This window comes from Streptomyces sp. NPDC059037, from assembly GCF_042740015.1.
Classification (GTDB): Bacteria; Actinomycetota; Actinomycetes; order Streptomycetales; family Streptomycetaceae; genus Streptomyces.
In genome coordinates this window covers 1-16301 of sequence record NZ_JBHYIG010000226.1, presented here as the reverse complement: position 1 = coordinate 16301, position 16301 = coordinate 1, and the positions used below count along the sequence as shown (strand labels likewise).

Genomic DNA, 16301 nt, shown 5'->3' with positions numbered 1-16301 from the left:
AGAGACAGACCTCCACGACGGACGGCCGGACGAAGTTGCTGCCGCGGTCGATTTCCCGCCGCACCGCCTCGAGCACCCGTGGGTGGGCGTGGCCCAGGCTGACCGACCGCAGCCCTGACCCGTACTCGATGTAGCGGTTGCCGTCGACGTCCCATACGTGGGCACCGCGGCCGTGGCTGATCACCGGGGCCAGGTCCTCCGGGTACTGGTCGTCTCCCTTGGCGTAGGTGTGCGCGCCTCCGGGGATCATGGCGTGCAGCCGCTCGTTCGCCTCCCGCGACCGGGGCAGGCGGAACTCCTCAGTGTCCACGCTGACTTCAGCTCTCTTTCTGCTGCGGAAGGTGCTTCAGGACCTCGGCGAGGCTCGGCGCCTGCCGGTCCCGCTCGGACATCGACGTGACCGGCAGCGGCCAGTCGACGGCGAGCTCCGGGTCGTCGAAGGCGATCGTCACGTCCTCGGCCGGGTCGTGCGGGCGGTCGATCCGGTACGAGGTGTCGGCGGTTTCGGTCAGCGCCTGGAAGCCGTGCGCGCAGCCCGCCGGGATGTAGAGGGTCTTCTGCGTCTCGTCGGACAGTTCGAAGTAGGCCCGGTTGCGGTACGTCGGCGAGTCCTGCCGCAGGTCCACGACGACGTCGAAGATCCTCCCGTACGAGCACCGCACCAGCTTGGCCTCGCCGGCGCCGGAGCGCAGGTGCAGGCCGCGCAGCACGCCCCGTACGGAGCGGGACACGCTGTCCTGGATGAAGGCGTCCGGGTCGAGGCCCACCGAGCGGACCACGTCGGCGTCGAAGGTGCGGCAGAAGAAGCCGCGTTCGTCGGCGTGCGGGGTCGGCTCGAAGAGGTACGCGCCGGTGATCTCCGGTACTTCGGTCGCTTTCATGGGGCCTCCCGTAGGGCGTGGGCCGGGAACAGGGCCGCGGTCAACTCGGCGAACTGATCCTTGAGTTGCCGGGCGGCGACCGCGTTGCGTTCGGCAAGGGTCCGCCGTACCTCCGCCGATCGCTTCTCCAGTGCCCGGAACTGCTCGAGGAGTCGGTCGGTGTCGACCTCGCGGGCCGGGTGGCAGTACGCACCGAGGCCCATTCGGTCCATGAGCGCGTCGCTCTTCGCCGCATAGCTGAGTGCGAGCGTCGGTGTGCCGGCCTTCAGCGCGCAGATCAGGTTGTGGTAGCGGGTCGCCACCACGGTGTCGGCAGCCGCGGTCTCCTTCATCAGGTCGGCAAGGGAGGTCACTTCGGCAGCCGTGACCAGCGGCGAGTCCACCGCGTCGAGGATCGCGGCGACCACCGGGGCGTCGCAGGCGTCACCGGTGAGCAGCCGGACCGGCCTGCCCTCCTCGACCAGGGTGCGGACGAAGCGAGTTGTCCCGTCGAGGTAGCTCCGGTGGATCTCCGCGGCCCTGGCGCGGTCGTCGTTGCCGCCGTGGAAGTCCATGACGCCTACGCAGACCGGGCCCCCCGGCGGGCCTGCGGGCACGCTCGTCGGGGGCGTCGGCAGGGCGAAGGCGAGGTCCGGGTAGACCTCGTCGTGCGTGGTGTCCACGCCCATCTCCCGCATCGCGTCGCGGGATGGGGCGTCCCGGTACGAGCGGTACGCGGCAAGCCGCGCCGACCGGCGCACCAGGGCCCGGGTCGGCCGGTTGCCGATCGGGGCGGCGCCGACGCCGACCAGCGCGACCCGGGTGCGAAGGAGCCGGCCACTCGCGCAGAGCAGGAACAGCGCGTACGGGAAGCCCCACGGCCGCAGCGGCAGCGTGGCCTCCAGGACGCCCATCCCCGGCACGATCACCACGTCGTGCCGGCGCACCCAGGCGGCGGTGCGGGCGGCGTCGACGAACTTGCCCAGACCCTTGCCCGCGATCGCGCCCGCACGTGACGCGGTCCGGTACTCCCCGCGGTACCAGTGCAGCCGCGTCGCGGGGATCCCGTACCGGGACGTGACGGCCTCGGGTCCGCCGCACAGCGCGTCCACGGCCGCATCCGGGTGCTCGGCGCGGAGGTACCCGAGCACGGCTTCGAGTGACCCGTCGTTGCCGAGGTTGCCGGAGCCGAGGAGGCCGAACACCCCCACCCGTGTACGGGACTTCATGCTCCCCGCCCCTCACGTCCTGCCACGAGGGCGTCGACGGAGACGGTGAGCTTGGCCGGGTTGACCGGGGCGCGGTCCTCGACCCGTTCGCCGGCGCCCGGCCGGGCCCGGCTCGTCATCCAGGCGGCCAGGTGGCGGTAGCACGCGCGCCGGTCGGCGGAGGACAGCGGTGCCCGCCGGATCGCCGACACGAAGCCCGCGACGTACTCGGCGAGCAGCCGGGGCGTCGGGTGCAGCGGGCCCGCCCTGCGCGGGTCGAGGTTGACGCACCGGGATCGCTTCGACGGGTTCGCCCGCTCGGCGCGGGTGGGGTGGTCGCGGCGGAAGTAAAGGAGCTCCGGCACTTGATGGAACGGTCCGTGCAGGCCGATCTCGGCGACGAACGTGCGGTCCGCGTGGTGGTAGCTGTCGTGCGGCTTCACCCGGCGCAGCACGTCGGCCCGCAGCACGCCGTAGAAGTCGTCGCCGCCGGGCTCGAAGAGCATGCTGCGGAAGCGTTCGGGCGCGCGCGGCGAGTCGGTGGCGAGCGTGTACTCGTACGGGACCTTCACCCGGCCGTCCTCGTCGATGACCGCCTGGTCGGCGTGGGCGAGGATCACGTCGGGCCGCTCGTCCAGGGCCTCGACGCAGCGGCGCAGCAGGTCACGGGCGTACAGGTCGTCGTGCGATGCCCACTTGAAGAGTTCGCCGTGGCACTCGGTGAACACGTAGTTGTGGTTCGGCGCGGCGCCGATGTTCCGGGTCAGCCGGATGTAGCGGATACGCGAGTCCCGCTCGGCGTACTTGCGGCAGATGTCCTGGGTTCCGTCGGTCGAGGCGTTGTCGGAGATGACGAGCTCGAAGTCCTCGTAGGTCTGGCCGAGCAGGGCGTCGAGCGACTCGGCGAGGTACTCCTCGCCGTTGTACACGGGCAGGCCGATGCTCAGCCGGGGTTGGGCGGTCATGAGGTCCTCACTTCGGGGATGGAGTTCTGGTGGCTGCCCCCGCGCTCGCGCAGGGCGGTCCGCAGCTGCAGCCACCACACGGCCGAGCCGCAGACGGTCGCGGCGGCGACGCCCCAGGCCGAGCCGACCGTGCCGGCCGCGGCAGCGCCGCCGAGCCCGCCGGTGACGTAGCAGGCGGAGGCGATCAGCTGGCTGCGCAGGCTGCGCCGGGCCGCGCCGAGCGCGCGAAGGCCGGCCGCCGCGCCGGTGCCGAGTCCGGCGCCCGCGACGCCGAGCGTGACCGGCACGATGAGCTCCGACGCGGAGCTCCAGACACCGCCGAGCACGAACTCGCCGCCCGCGTCCGGCACGAGGAGCAGCGCCCCGCCCCAGAGCAGCGCGGCGACGGCCTGCCCGCCGCCGAGCAGGAGGCAGAACGCGCCGAGGCGGTGCGGGGCCCGCCTCAGTACCCGCGCCGCCTCCGCGACGGTGACCAGGGAAAGACCCATCAGCACAGCCATGAACGGGCCGAGCAGGAGCTCCGCTCCCCGGATCACGCCCACCGCGCCGACCCCGACGATCGCGCCGAGCCCGTACGCCCGCAGCTGGCTCGCGCCGCTGTTGCTGACGTTTTCGACCAGGTACCGGTAGCCGAGGTCCCGGTGCTCGCGAAGCCACTCGCGCGCGCCGGTCAACCGGGGCCGGATGCCGGACTGGAAGCAGCCGTACACCGCGGCCACCGCGGCGGAGGCGCCCCAGGCGAGCACGAAGGCCTCCACGCTGCCCACGCGGGCCGCCACCACCATGGCCGGGACGAGCGCGACGCACCACACGAGGTCGTTGACGAACGCCTTCCGCCCGTTGCCGGCGGCGAAGAACGCGAACCGCCAGGCGTCCTGCAGCAGCAGCCCCGGCAGTACGACGCCGAGGCAGGCGAACGCGGAGCCCACGCGGCCACCGACAGCGAGGCCGACCACCAGCGACGCCGCGCCGAGGGCGGCACCGACGCCGAGCGCGGTACCCGACGACCGGGCCACCGCCGCGCGCCAGGACCAGTCCGGCACGCCGCTGAAGCGCACCACCAGCGGGTCGGTGGCCAGGCCGCGGGAGACGTTGAGCACCACGCCGTAGGTCACCCAGGCGAGGCTGAACACGCCGAACGCGGTCACCCCCAGCGAGCGGGCCACGTAGATGCCCACCACGAAGTTGCTCATGCTGGAGGCCGCCTGGTCGGCGAGGCCCCAGGACAGCCGGCCGACCAGGGCCCGCCTGGCGGATCCGGGCGGCCTCGTCGTCTTCTCCCCCTCGCTGCTCATCTGCGTCAGGCCTTGATCAGCCCGGCGGCGCCCAGGGCTCCGGCCGCGTCGGCGACGGTGTCGAACGGCAGCCCGGACCGCTCGGCGACGTCAAGGAGACCGTGCTCGCCGTCGGAGAGGTTGAGCACCCAGAGCATGGCCATTTGGGCCTGCTTGGTGTCGCTGCGGCCGCCGAGCGCGTCGTACAGCCCACGGCGGCCCAACTGCGGTTCGCCGTAAGGGCTGAGGTTGAGGTAGCGCCGGTTGCGGTCGAGGACGCTGAACGCCTCGCGGCAGACGGAGAGGGTGTCGGCCATCGCCTCCGGAGAGACGAAGTCCAGGTTGTCCGCCGAGGTGTGGTACTCGGGGTAGCCGGCGTACGGGGTCCGGGTCAGCGAGCCCACTCCGAGATCGAATCCGGGCGAGCAGTACTGCCGCTCGTCATAGCCGTACGGAGTGAACTCGGTGACGCGGTGCGGGCGTTCGGAGGCGGCAAGCACGTGCCGCATCACTCGGTCGATCTCCGCGTCGCCGCGCCTGCTCTGCTTGTACGTCAGTTGGCCCCGGTCACCCGCGCAGGCCAGCACGAGGCCGTGCTTGACCCGCTCCACCCGCTCCGCGTTGCGGGCCAGCCACGTGATCGCCCCGATGGTGCCGGGCGCGAAGATGAACCGGTAGGTGTAGTACGGCGTCTGCTCCGCCAGCGCCCGTGCCAGGAACGTCGCCACCGCGATGCCGGCCAGGTTGTCGTTGGCCAGCGACGGATGGCAGACGTGGCAGGAGACGATCACCTCGTCGGGGACCTGTCCGGGGACCACGTGCTCGGCGTACGTGAGGTGGCCGTCCGCGAGGGTGGAGTCGATCCGCACCTCGTACTCGCCGTCCGGCAGCGCGTCCAGGGTCTCCTGGGCCAGGCAGAATCCCCATTCCGGCTTGTAGTAACTGGTGCGGTACGGAACCCAGTCGGGGTGCTCCGGCAGGGTGTGCAGGTGCCCGCGGAGCTCGGACAGGGGCATGGTCGCCGACACCGGCACGCTGTAGCCGAGCACGTGCAGGCTGGACGCGGCGAAGTCGACGACCCGGTGGCCCGTGCTGTCGGCGACGTACGCGTCCCGGATGTTCCACTCCTGCGGCACCGTCCAGTCGAGCACCTGCGTCCCGGTCGGCACCTCGTGCGTCTGGAGGGGGATGTACTCGCCGACGATGTCCAGGGTGGCGCGCACACCGTCGCCGGTGATGCTCCGGCAGAGCGGGTACAGCCGCTCCACCAGGGCGTGCATCTCCTCCCCCGCCGTGGTCATCGGCGCCACCGCAGGGTGTCGTCGACGGTGCCTGCCTCGGAGGCCGCGCGCAGCACGGCGAGGCGGGTGAAGCGTCCCTCGAAGTCCTCCCGGGTCAGCTCGAACATGCGGTAGGCATCGGCGAGTTCGAGCGCACCCCGCTTCACCGTCCACTCGCAGTCGAAGCCGGGTATCGCGGCGCGGAACCGGGAGAAGTCCACCCGGTACGAGCGCGGATCGGCACCGGTCTCCCCGGTGATCACCACCTTCGATCCCGGCACCGCATCGGCGACCTGCTCGGCGATCTCGGCGACCGTGACGTTGTTCGTCTCGCTGCCGATGTTGAACGCCCGGTCGTGCACCGCTTCGCGCGGCGCGGTCAGCGCGGCCGCGAAGGCGCGTGCGATGTCGGCGGCGTGCACCAGCGGGCGCCAGGGGGTGCCGTCGGAGAGCACCAACACCTCGCCGGACAGGAGTGCGTGGCCCACCAGGTTGTTGAGGACGATGTCGGCGCGCAGCCGGGGCGAGTAGCCGAAGGCGGTGGCGTTGCGCATGAACACGGGGCTGAAGTCTCCGTCGGCCAGTGCGTGCAGGTCGTCCTCCACCCGCACCTTGGACTCCGCGTACGGCGTCACGGGGCGCAGTGGGGCGTCCTCGGCGACCAAGTTCGACAAGTCGGGGTCGCCCGCGGCGCCGTAGACGGAGCACGTCGACGCGTACAGGAAGCGCCGCGCTCCTGCGTCGCGGGCAAGGCGGGCGAGGCGTACGGACGCGTGGTGGTTGATGTCGTACGTGAGTTCCGGGGCGAGGGATCCCAGCGGGTCGTTGGAGAGCGCGGCCAGGTGGATCACGGCGTCCACCCCGGCCACGTGGTCGGGCGTGACGTCGCGCAGGTCCACCCGGTGCCCCTTCAGTTCGACGGGCGGCGGGCCGAGGATGCAGTCGGCGAACAGGCCGGAGTCGAGGCCGACGACCTCGTGCCCGGCAGCCGTGAGGACCGGGGCCATGACGGTGCCCAGGTAGCCCTGGTGTCCGGTGAGCAGTACGCGCAAGGTTCATTCCCCCTGATTGGAAGTGCCCAGATCGGAAGCGCCCAGAGGGGACGTGCCCAGATCGAGCGTGAGTTTGGTGACGGCGAACGCCTCGGCGTAGCGCGCGTGGCATTCGATGCCGCGGATCCGTGCGAGACCGAGGAAGGCCTCGCGGTCGTACCAGGGGCGGTGCCGCTGCGAGGGGTAGTGCTCCTGCAGCAGCCGCACCTTCTGTTCGGCGATCTCCGGCGACAGCGGCTGGTACGCGGCCGGACGGCCGAGATCGCCGTCCCACTTGACGATCTCGTAGCCGAGAACGAGGTGGTCGCGGAACGCGGTGGGTATCAGCTGCGCCAGGCCGCGGTGGTCCTGGTGTGCGTCGTCGGTGCGCGGGGCCAGGATCAGATCCGGCTCGGTCCGCCCGCGCAGCTCCTCGACCGCGGCCTTGGCCTCGTCCCAGTGCACGGGCATCCGGCCGTCCGGCAGCTTGAGCACGGTGAGGCGCAGATCGGCGCCCGGACAGAAGGCGGTGAGCGCGGCCCGCTCCTCCTGCTCGCGCTCGCTGCCCCCGCCGGAGAGCACCAGGGCGTCGACGCGGATTCCCGGCCGGGCGAGGCACAGCCCGAGGAGCGTGCCGCCGGCGCCGATGGCGATGTCGTCGCAGTGCGCGCCCACCGCGACGATCCGGTCAAGGCGCCCGGCATCGAGCCGGATCACGTGCTCACCCCCGCGCCGTCCCGTTCCCACACGACCCACGGGCGGTCTCCCCGGGCGTAGGCGGCGTCGAGCGCGGCCCGCTCCTTCACGGTGTCGGTCGGCTTCCAGAAGCCACGGTGCTGGTGTGCCACCAACCGTCCCTGCTTGGCGAGTTGGGCGCATCCGTCGGCGACCAGATCCCCGTTCTCCGGTATGTGGTCGAAGACCTCCTGGCGGAGCACGAAGTAGCCGCCGTTCTCCCACAGCGGCAGTTCACTCACCGCGGTGATGCCTCCCACCAGGCCGTCCTCGCCCAGGTCCACACAGTGGAACGAGGACTGCGGCGGCACCACCATCATCGACGCACCGGCGTCGCGCAACGCGAACTTCTCGATCATCTCGTCGAGAGGGGCGTCGGTGAGCACGTCGGCGTAGTTGGCGAGGAACATCTCATCGCCGTCCAGGTGGTGCCGCACCCGGCGGAGGCGTTCCCCGATCGGTGACTCGATGCCGGTCTGCGCGAACGTGATCGTCCAGTCCGAGATGTCCGTGGACAGCAACTCGGTCCGCCCGCCCCGCAGTACGAAGTCGTTGGACGTCGTCTCCTCGTAGGTGAGGAAGAAGTTCTTGATGTGGTGGGCCCCGTATCCGAGGCACAGGATGAACTCCGTGTGCCCGAAGTGCGCGTAGTAGCGCATGACATGCCAGATCAGCGGTCGCGGCCCGACCATCGCCATCGGCTTGGGCACGTCGTCGGCGGCGCCGTCGCGCATCCGCATCCCGTAACCGCCGCAGAACAGGACGACCTTCATGGCTTGACCTCGACAATGCTCAGTTCCGGGATGGGAAAGACCAGGCGGCCGCCCCAGTCGTGCACGAAGGACAACTGCTCGGTCAGTTCGGCGCGCAGATTCCACGGGAGGACGAGGACGTAGTCCGGCTTGTCGGCGGCCAACTGCTCGGGCGGCAGGATCGGGATGCGGGTGCCCGGGGTGAACCTGCCGTGCTTGTAGGGGTTGCGGTCGACCGTGTACGGGAGCAGGTCGGGCCGGATGCCGCAGTGGTTGAGCAGGGTGTTGCCCTTGCCCGGGGCGCCGTAGCCGACGACCGTCTCGCCGCGCTCGGCCGCCTCGATGAGGAAGCGCAGGAGGTCCCTGCGCACCTTGGCGACGCGGGCGGAGAACTCGGCGTACCCGGTCAACTCCTCCAGTCCGGCGGCCTTTTCGCGGGCCAGTACGTCGACCACTTGCCGGCTCGGCTCTCCGGCCACCTCGGCCGGCCGGGCCCACAGCCGGATGGAGCCGCCGTGCGTGGGCAGCAACTCGACGTCCACGAGGGCGAGTCCGCCGCTCGCGAGGGCCCGGATCGCGGACGCGACCGTGTAGTACTGGAAGTGCTCGTGGTAGATCGTGTCGTACTGGTTCTCCTCGATCAGGGTCAGCAGGTGCTGCACCTCGATGGAGACCCAGCCGTCGTCGGCGACCAGGGCGCGCAGCCCCTGGGTGAATCCGACGACGTCGGGGATGTGCGCGTACACGTTGTTGGCCACGACCAGGTCCGCAGGGCCGTGCTCGGCGCGGACGGCCGACCCGATGTCCGGACTCAGGAACTCCGTGAGCGTGGGCACACCCGCGTTCCGTGCCGCGGCGCCGACGTTCACCGACGGTTCGATGCCCAGGCAGCGCATCCCCCGGTCCACCACATGCTTCAGCAGATATCCGTCGTTGCTCGCCACCTCGACCACGAAGGCGTCGGGGCCGAGAGCAAGGCGCGCCGCGGCGTCGGCGACGAACGTACGCGCGTGCTCCACCCAGGAGGTCGAGTACGAGGAGAAGTACGCGTACTCCTTGAACGTCTCCTCCGGCGTGATCAGCGGCGGGATCTGCGCGAGCCAGCAGTCGGTGCAGACCCGCAGGTGCAGCGGGAACGCGGGCTCCGGCAGGTCCAGTTGGTCCGCGGCGAGAAAGCTCTCGCACGGTGGCGTCGCCCCGAGATCGACCACGCTCGCCAGCGTCGCCGAGCCGCAGAGTCGGCATCGTGTCATTTACTGCCCCCCATTGATTCCGTCCCCCATTGGTTCCATCCGAACCGTTGATTCCGTCCGACCCGCGATCGCGGTGCGGTACTCCTCCAGCAGGCGCTCCAGCCCGACGGCCGGGCTGAAGCGCTGCTCGTAACGGCGCCGGGCCGCCTGCCCCATCTCCTGGTTGCGGGCCTGCTCGGTCGTGACCCTGCGCAGGCAGGACGCGAGCGAGGTGGGCTCGCCCGGCCGGTGCAGGAGACCGGTCACCCCGTCCTCGACGAGTTCGACGAAGGCGCCGTGACCGGCGGCGACGGCCGGGACCCCCGCCGCCATCGCCTCCGCGACCACCAGGCCGAACGTCTCCAGGGCCATCGAGGGAGCGACCACGGCGACCGACCGTGCGAGGGCCTGCCGGCACTGATCCGGGTCGAGCAGACCGACGTAACGCACGTCGTCCCGCTCCGCCGCCCAGGCGGTCACCTCGCGCTCCAGTGGTCCCGCGCCGGCGAGCACGAGCGGCACGCCCACACCGCCGGCCGCGGCGATCTCGTCCCACGCGGCCATGAGCAGCTGTACACCTTTGGCCTCCGCGAGCCGGCCGAGGAAGAGCACATGGTCGCCGGCGCCCGTACGGCGGGCGCCGGTGTCGGGTACGAAGTTGTGCTTCACCGCGAGGAGTTCGGCCGGCATGCCGGACCGCACCAGGACTTCGCGCTGCGCCGCGGAGATGCAGAAGAACCGCTCCACGCCGGACCACCACCGCCGCCGGTTGACCGTCAGGCTGACCGCGAGCGGCACCGTCGCGAGGCGGGAGTTGCGGTAGCAGCCGTGCCGGACGGCGGGCAGCGAGGCCTTCGATCCGACGCACTCGGTACACGCCTGGCCATCCCTGTGCAGGGTGCCGGGCGGGCAGACCTGTGTGTAGTTGTGCAGCGTGGCGACGGCGGGTACGCCGGCGTCGGCGCAGGCGGCGAGGACCGCGGGCGAAAGGAGCGGGAAGACGTTGTGGATGTGCACCACGTCAGGGCGTGAGGCGCGCAGTCGGGCGGCGAGCTCCTTGCGGACCGCCGGGTTCCACGGCACGAGGAGCGGCAGCGCGGCCTTGCCGGCGAGTGACCGTCCAGCGATGTCGTCGCTGCGCCGCTCGAACAGCTCGACCCGGTGGCCGGCCGCGCGCAGCAGCCCCACTTCCTGGTCGACGACGACGTTCTCCCCGCTCGGCTGAGCCGAGGAGTAGCGGTTGTGCACCACGAGTACATGCATGCTCAAGGTCACCTCCTGGCCCATCGAGGGATCCGTCGTTGCGGGACCGCGCGCGTCGTGAGGGGCGTCGCCGTCGAGAGGGGCCTGGCCGCGGCAGGTGTCGCGAGGAGCGAGGCGGCCAGGGCCAGATGGAGCAGATACGGCGAGGCGTCGCCGAGGCCTGCCTCGGTGTACGACGAGATCGCGACGTAGCTGATCAGGAAGATCGCGCAGGCCCTCTGCAGTGACGGCGGTCGCAGCAACGCGACGCCGGCGAGGACGAGGATGATCGTCCCGACAAGGATGACGCCGATCAGACCCTGCTCGCTGTAGACGGCCAGCCAGCTGTTGTCGATCGGCAGGCCGCCGAACGACTTGTCGCCCAGGCCCATGCCGAACACCTGCTCCGCGGTGGACCGGGGCGCGGTCAGCAGGGCGTCCCAGACCTTGGCCCGGCCGGTGAGGCTGGTGAAGTACTCCTTGCTCTGACCGCGCAGGAACCACGCCTCCACCGCGGAGGCGAACCCCACCGCGGCCACCGCGGACACCACCACCGCCCAGACGAACAGCCGGCGGGCGGCCGCACTGGTCAGGACGAGCGAGCCGATCGCAAGGACGAGCCCGACGAGCAGGCCGACCGTGGCCGTCCGGGTATGGGTCAAAGCGAGCAGGGCGAGCGACGGCACGATGATCAGGGCCGCGCTGCCTCTGGTGGTCCGGCGGCCCAGGACGAGCAGCACCGTGAGGCCGATGATCACTGCGGCGTACTGTCCGATCTGCGGCGGGGTGAGCGGCCACAAAGCGCCGACAAGCCGACCGCCGTACGTCTCGGGCATGGCCGCGCCAGGCGAGATGACCAGGCCGGCGGCCGCCGTCCCGAGCGCCACGAAGTACATCCGGATGTGGTGCCGGACGAACGTCAGGCTGCCGTCCCACCATCGGCTGAGCAGCCACAGCGTGCCGATGAAGAGAGCGAGGCGGGCGCAGCGGAACAGGGCGCCGAACCCGACCTCCAGGTTCGCGCTGGAGATCACGCTCGGCACGAGGAGCAGGGTGAGCAGGAACAAGAAGGCGCTCGCCCGGATGCGCAGCCGGAGATTGAGCGCGAGCGCCAGCGCGAACGCGGCGGCCAGCGCGCCCATGGTGACCATCTGGATGAGGGAGCGGGGCAGCGGCAGGATGGTCTTCGCCCCGGCGGAGCCGAGCGTGTTGAGCGCGAGCAGCGCCCAGACGATCCCGACGGCCTTCGGCGTGCCGGCGGGGCGCGGTTCGGCGCCGGGCAGCCGCGTGTCCGCCGTATCCGGTCCGGCCGGCAGGATGCCGTGCTTCAGGTTTCCGTCCATCTCAACCACCGGACCGTGGCGCGTAGGTGCTGCCCGTGTCCTGCCGGTACGGCGTGTCCTGCCACTGCCCGGAGTCGAGCTTCTGGTCCGTGTTCTCCGCGACGAAGCTCCACGGTCCGCGGTAGGTGTTGTCGTGCCAGCGGTTGTGCTGCTTGTGGGTGATCGCGTCGGACACCCGCTTGCCCTTGTACGGCGACCACTTCGGATAGGTGCCGTAGTTGGAGAGCACCGCCATGCGGCCGCACTCCGTCTTGCACTTGACGACCGACGGGTCGAGGAGGAAGCGGTTGTCGTGGATGTCCACCCGCTGGGTCTTCCACCGGCAGTCGGCGTAGAGCGGCGCCTTGGTGATCTCCGGTTTCGCGCAGCTCTTGGTGTCCTTCACCAGCAATGTGCAGTATCCGGTGGAGGTGTTGGCCGGGCTGTTGCAGAACCGGTCGGCGTTCTCCCACAGGGTGATGCCGTTCCAGTTGTCCTCCAGCACGTTCCGGTAGATCTCGATCTTGTCCGTACGGGCCTTGATCCGTGGTTCGCCGCCGGATTCCGACACGTAGACGGTCGCGTACGGGAAGGGGTCGTCGCGTTCGGCGGACCTGCGGCCCTCGACCCAGTTGTTCCGCCGGATCGTGTTGTCGCGGATGACCGCGTTGTAGCTGGTCTCGTACATCAGCGCCGCACCGTCGTTGGCCTCGAGCAGATTGCCCTCGATACGGAAGTCGTTGTTGTTGTTGTCCGCCCACAGCCCGACGCCGCGGTTGTCGTGCACCCAATTGCCGCGTATCTCCGCGCCGTTGACGGCCCAGAACTTGATGCCTCCGGTGCAGCCGCAGCCCGGCCGCTTCCGCTCCCAGTCGCCGGTGTTGTTGCCCACGATCTCGTTGCCCTCGACCACCAGGCCGCGGATGGAGTCGCCGGTCTTGTACGCGTTCATTCCGTACTGCCCGTTGTCGCGCAGACAGCTGGCGCGGACCTTCTGGCGGGCACCGGCCATCAGCCCGGCGCCGGAGTTGTCCTGGATCTTCGCGTGCTCGATCACCCACCCGTCGGCCATGTCGTGGTTGACCACGCCCTCGTCGGGCGGCGCGACGAAACGCTGCACGGTCAGGTGGCGGATGGTGACGTCGCGGGCGCTGCCGCTGAACGCGTAGTTGTTCTTCTTCCCGCCGTCGAGCACCGCTCCCGGCGCGCCGATGTAGCGGTTGCCCTTCTTGGTCATGACCTGGGCATAGCGGTCCGGGTCAAGCCGGTGCTTGCCCGGTCGAAGCCAGAACGTGGTGCCCGCTGGGCTGCTCTTCGTCTTCTCGGCCAGGTCGCCGACCACCCCGGGGTCGACCGTCACCGCGCCCTTCGGCGCCTTCGCGGGACCGGCCGCGGGCTTGGCGCACACCCGCGCCATGGACGTGGTGGGCGCCTTGGACGCGGATGGCGCGTCGGTCGGCTCCGCCCGCGCGTCGTCCGGCGTGCTCGTACAGCCGGTCGCCGCCAGCACGACCAGCGCCAGCGGTGCCGCGGGCAACGCCAAGTTCCGCCACTTCATCCCCACACGTCCTCTCTAGCCGCGGAACCTGAGCACGGTGGTGAACTCCCCCGACGACGCGGCGCCGTCGGCGCGTCCGGTGCCGACCAGCGTGGTGGCGGGTTCCTTGCGCCCGAAGCCGGCGGAGTACCAGCCCAGCGGCGGGTCGGTCTCGCCGCGATGCGCACTCCAGCTCAGCTCTCCGGGCAGGTCGAGCACCGCGGAGCGGCCCTCTCCGTCCCGTATCCAGGTGAGCGCTGCCCGGTTCCCCACCAGGTCCGCGGCGATCGCCGGGCCGAGGTGGAACGCCAGGCACACGTCCCGGCTTGGGCCGCGCACCTCGTCGACCACCCGCAACTCCTGTTTCGCGGCGGTCAGTTCCACCCGGCGGCGGTGCACGGAGCCGCCCTGGTAACCGTCGTGCTCGGCAGCCCAGTTGGCCACGCCATCGCCGGATGCGTCCGCGGCCAGGACACGGCTGCGGGCCTGCCGGGTCCACAGGAACGGGCCACCCGATACGGACTGGTCGGCGCCGTCCAGTTGCAGGGTGTTGTGGCCGAGGGTCGACCGGAAGTACTGCCGCCACAGGGGCTGCCCGTGGTAGCAGTACGTTCCCGGGTCGGCGAGTACGTCGACGCCGTCGTGCCGCACCTCCACGGACAGCGCGTCCGCGTGGGCGTGCGCGGCGATGGACAGGAAGCCGTGCGGACCACCGTCGCAGCGGCACCAGATCTCCTCCGGACCGCGCAGGATGGTGAGCCCCGCGTCGGCGAAATGGGCCGGGCGGCTCGCCGGGCGGGACACGGCCGGCTCGGTGGGTTTGATGAGCGCGGCGAGGAGCGTCGTACGAACATCGGTGCCGGTCACTCCCGGCCACCAGTCGAGGCGGCCGAACACGGCGTCCCCGGTGGCGAGGAGCGAGGCCCAGCGGTCGGTGCCCGTGCCGTCCACGACCAGGCCGTGTCCGTCGTCCGCGTCGCCCTGGCGCGGCGGCCGCAACCGGTTGTCCACGACGGCCGCGAGCGCGTCGGTCATCCGCAGCAGCACAAGGCGGATCGACGCGGGGACCGGCACACCGGCGGCATCCGCCTCGGCCACCGCGGCCAGGCCGAGTTCGAGGACGAGGCCGTGGTACTCGGTGGCCAGCTCGCGGTTGAGGCCGGAGTCGAAGGTATTGCCGTCCAGATGCCGCTCGAGCGACCGGAGCGCGCCGGCCCGCCAGCGTGCCGATGAGGGGAACCACGCGAACGCGCAGGCCGCCGCGAACTGCCCGGCGGCCTCGGCGATGACGTGGTTGTTCGCCGAAGAGCCCCGGCTGGGGAAGGCGGCAAGCCAGCGCTGGTGGTGCCAGATCTGGTTCAGCGCCACCGGGTTGCCCTCGAAGAGGCCGGCCGCGCCCGGCCAGCCGTCGAGCAGCCGGCGGATCCACACCCAGGAGAGGAGTCGGATCCCCAGCTCGATGCCGCTGATCCAGTGCACTCCGCGCAGCGGCGCGTTGGCCGCCCACCACGACCGCAGGTGCTCGGCCACGCGCTCGGCGTACCGCTCGTTCCCGGTGATCGCGTAGGCGGCGGCGAGCACGGTGAGGTACTGGTGCCGGGACAGCTCCCAGATCTGCTTGATGTCCCCGACCGCGTCCTCGTTCCGGTACGGCACGTCGAAGGCATAGCCCCACGGAGCCCGGCGCCCGGTCTTCGGGTCGCACCACCAGTCCGGGTGGACCAGGTCGTCGCGGACCACCCCGAAATACTCGGCGTGCCCGTACATCAGGCGGTCCGCCTCGGCGATGAGACGCTTCGCGGCGTCCGGGGCTATGGCGGCGATCGTCCCCGCGGGCAGGACCGCGGTGAACAGGGCGTCGGTCACGCTCGGGCAGTCCGGCCGCGCCGATCGCCACCGCCGTCTGCGCACCGCGTCGACCACCCGGCCGCCGACCTCCCGCGGTCCCATCCGGGAGAGGCGTCGCAGGTACCAGTCCACGCTCATGGTCATCGCGCCCTCGCCAGCGTCACCGGCGCACCGCCCGCCAGTCCGGCCCGCACGGCGAGGGTGGCCGCCGTGGTGGCGACGAGGGACTCCAGCGGCACCGGCATCGGCCCGCCGGTCCGCACGGCCTTGACGAACGCGGCGAGCTCCGCGTTCTGGCCCTTGTCCCGGGCCTGGGGCAGCCGCGAACTGACCCACTTCTTACGCCCGTACACGGATGCGCGTACGAAGTCGTCGAGCCGCAGCACCTTGCCGTCCGCGACGAGGTCGAGCGTCTCCTTGGGGAAGCCCGGCGCGCCGGTGGTGACATAGCTGATGGTGGCTGTGGACCCGTCCGGGTAGCGGAGCACGACCTGCAGGTCCTCGCTGCCGGACATGGCGACCGCGTACACGGAGACGGGGTCGGCGTCGAGCAGCCAGCTCGCCGTGTCGATGAAGTGCCCGCCCTCACCGGCGAACCGTGAGCCCTCGGTGCCCTGTTGGAGGTACCAGCTGCCCTGCTGCAGCCGGCCCGCGTTGACCAGGTAGCGCAGGCTCGCCGGTCCCGTCCGGGCGCCGAACCGCTGCCGGGCCTCCTGTAGGAGCGGCGAGAACCGGCGGTTGAAGCCCACCTGCAGCCGGTCGTTGCCGGACTCCTCCACCGCCGCGAGCACGCCCGCCAGCTCGTCCTCGGTGAGGGCCAGGGGCTTCTCCACGAACACCGTCTTGCCGGCGAGCAGCGCTCTCCGGGTCAGTTCGGCGTGCGAGCTGTGCCGGGTGACCACGAACACCGCGTCGATGGACTTGTCGCCGAGCACGGCGTCGAGGTCGGTGGTCGCCTCGGTGAAGCCGAACTTCCGCTTCGCGTTGGCCGCGGTTCGGCGGCGGCACCAACGGC

General features: G+C 71.2%; 15 protein-coding genes. All 15 read right to left on the bottom strand.

The features are described 5' to 3' along the window. Nucleotides 1–310, bottom strand: a 310-nt coding sequence (locus tag ACFWY6_RS33860) for an aminotransferase class III-fold pyridoxal phosphate-dependent enzyme (protein WP_384698723.1), incomplete at its 3' end; no start/stop codon positions are given. A 7-nt stretch (nt 311–317) separates the two neighbouring features. Continuing rightward, the gene (gene rfbC / locus ACFWY6_RS33855; RefSeq protein ID WP_384698720.1) at nt 318–881 is read right to left on the bottom strand and encodes a dTDP-4-dehydrorhamnose 3,5-epimerase; all 564 of its coding nucleotides are present in this window, start codon (nt 879–881) and stop codon (nt 318–320) included. Continuing rightward, nucleotides 878–2089, bottom strand: coding sequence for a polysaccharide pyruvyl transferase family protein (locus tag ACFWY6_RS33850; protein WP_384698717.1), 1212 nt, complete (start codon nt 2087–2089; stop codon nt 878–880). The genes rfbC and ACFWY6_RS33850 overlap by 4 nt, the downstream gene beginning before the upstream one ends. Beyond that, nucleotides 2086–3033: a glycosyltransferase family 2 protein gene (locus ACFWY6_RS33845; RefSeq protein WP_384698714.1), complete on the bottom strand. Its 948-nt coding sequence runs from the start codon at nt 3031–3033 to the stop codon at nt 2086–2088. The genes ACFWY6_RS33850 and ACFWY6_RS33845 overlap by 4 nt, the downstream gene beginning before the upstream one ends. Next, nucleotides 3030–4328 (bottom strand): hypothetical protein, encoded by a 1299-nt coding sequence (locus ACFWY6_RS33840; protein ID WP_384698711.1) that lies wholly within the window; start codon nt 4326–4328, stop codon nt 3030–3032. The genes ACFWY6_RS33845 and ACFWY6_RS33840 overlap by 4 nt, the downstream gene beginning before the upstream one ends. A gap of 5 nt (nt 4329–4333) precedes the next feature. Further along, complete coding sequence (locus tag ACFWY6_RS33835) at nt 4334–5608, bottom strand: DUF4910 domain-containing protein (RefSeq protein ID WP_384698708.1); 1275 nt, start codon at nt 5606–5608, stop codon at nt 4334–4336. Then, a complete protein-coding gene (locus ACFWY6_RS33830) occupies nt 5605–6639 on the bottom strand; it encodes an NAD-dependent epimerase/dehydratase family protein (protein WP_384698705.1) in 1035 nt (344 codons plus the stop codon). Before ACFWY6_RS33830 ends, ACFWY6_RS33835 begins: the two co-directional genes overlap by 4 nt. Before the next feature lie 3 nt (nt 6640–6642). After that, the gene (locus ACFWY6_RS33825) at nt 6643–7335 is read right to left on the bottom strand and encodes a PIG-L deacetylase family protein (protein WP_384698702.1); all 693 of its coding nucleotides are present in this window, start codon (nt 7333–7335) and stop codon (nt 6643–6645) included. Then, on the bottom strand, nt 7332–8126 hold the full coding sequence (locus ACFWY6_RS33820) for a glucose-1-phosphate cytidylyltransferase (protein ID WP_384698699.1): 795 nt from the start codon (nt 8124–8126) through the stop codon (nt 7332–7334). Before ACFWY6_RS33820 ends, ACFWY6_RS33825 begins: the two co-directional genes overlap by 4 nt. Further along, nucleotides 8123–9358, bottom strand: a complete 1236-nt coding sequence (locus tag ACFWY6_RS33815) for a methyltransferase domain-containing protein (RefSeq protein WP_384698696.1) — start codon at nt 9356–9358, stop codon at nt 8123–8125. The genes ACFWY6_RS33820 and ACFWY6_RS33815 overlap by 4 nt, the downstream gene beginning before the upstream one ends. Then, nucleotides 9359–10600, bottom strand: coding sequence for a glycosyltransferase (locus tag ACFWY6_RS33810; RefSeq protein WP_384698726.1), 1242 nt, complete (start codon nt 10598–10600; stop codon nt 9359–9361). An 8-nt stretch (nt 10601–10608) separates the two neighbouring features. Beyond that, on the bottom strand, nt 10609–11922 hold the full coding sequence (locus tag ACFWY6_RS33805; RefSeq protein ID WP_384698693.1) for an O-antigen ligase domain-containing protein: 1314 nt from the start codon (nt 11920–11922) through the stop codon (nt 10609–10611). 1 nt (nt 11923) lies between these two features. Beyond that, nucleotides 11924–13459, bottom strand: a complete 1536-nt coding sequence (locus tag ACFWY6_RS33800; protein WP_384698690.1) for a right-handed parallel beta-helix repeat-containing protein — start codon at nt 13457–13459, stop codon at nt 11924–11926. 15 nt (nt 13460–13474) lie between these two features. Beyond that, complete coding sequence (locus ACFWY6_RS33795) at nt 13475–15430, bottom strand: alginate lyase family protein (protein WP_384698687.1); 1956 nt, start codon at nt 15428–15430, stop codon at nt 13475–13477. After that, nucleotides 15427–16301: Gfo/Idh/MocA family protein (locus ACFWY6_RS33790; RefSeq protein WP_384698684.1), on the bottom strand; the 875-nt coding region annotated here is incomplete at its 5' end. The genes ACFWY6_RS33790 and ACFWY6_RS33795, both read right to left, overlap by 4 nt.

Coding starts and splice junctions, on each gene's coding strand:
- rfbC (WP_384698720.1), bottom strand. CDS start 881: ATGAAAGCGACCGAAGTACCGGAGATCACCGGCGCGTACCTCTTCGAG.
- ACFWY6_RS33850 (WP_384698717.1), bottom strand. CDS start 2,089: ATGAAGTCCCGTACACGGGTGGGGGTGTTCGGCCTCCTCGGCTCCGGC.
- ACFWY6_RS33845 (WP_384698714.1), bottom strand. CDS start 3,033: ATGACCGCCCAACCCCGGCTGAGCATCGGCCTGCCCGTGTACAACGGC.
- ACFWY6_RS33840 (WP_384698711.1), bottom strand. CDS start 4,328: ATGAGCAGCGAGGGGGAGAAGACGACGAGGCCGCCCGGATCCGCCAGG.
- ACFWY6_RS33835 (WP_384698708.1), bottom strand. CDS start 5,608: ATGACCACGGCGGGGGAGGAGATGCACGCCCTGGTGGAGCGGCTGTAC.
- ACFWY6_RS33820 (WP_384698699.1), bottom strand. CDS start 8,126: ATGAAGGTCGTCCTGTTCTGCGGCGGTTACGGGATGCGGATGCGCGAC.
- ACFWY6_RS33815 (WP_384698696.1), bottom strand. CDS start 9,358: ATGACACGATGCCGACTCTGCGGCTCGGCGACGCTGGCGAGCGTGGTC.
- ACFWY6_RS33810 (WP_384698726.1), bottom strand. CDS start 10,600: ATGCATGTACTCGTGGTGCACAACCGCTACTCCTCGGCTCAGCCGAGC.
- ACFWY6_RS33805 (WP_384698693.1), bottom strand. CDS start 11,922: ATGGACGGAAACCTGAAGCACGGCATCCTGCCGGCCGGACCGGATACG.
- ACFWY6_RS33800 (WP_384698690.1), bottom strand. CDS start 13,459: ATGAAGTGGCGGAACTTGGCGTTGCCCGCGGCACCGCTGGCGCTGGTC.
- ACFWY6_RS33795 (WP_384698687.1), bottom strand. CDS start 15,430: ATGACCATGAGCGTGGACTGGTACCTGCGACGCCTCTCCCGGATGGGA.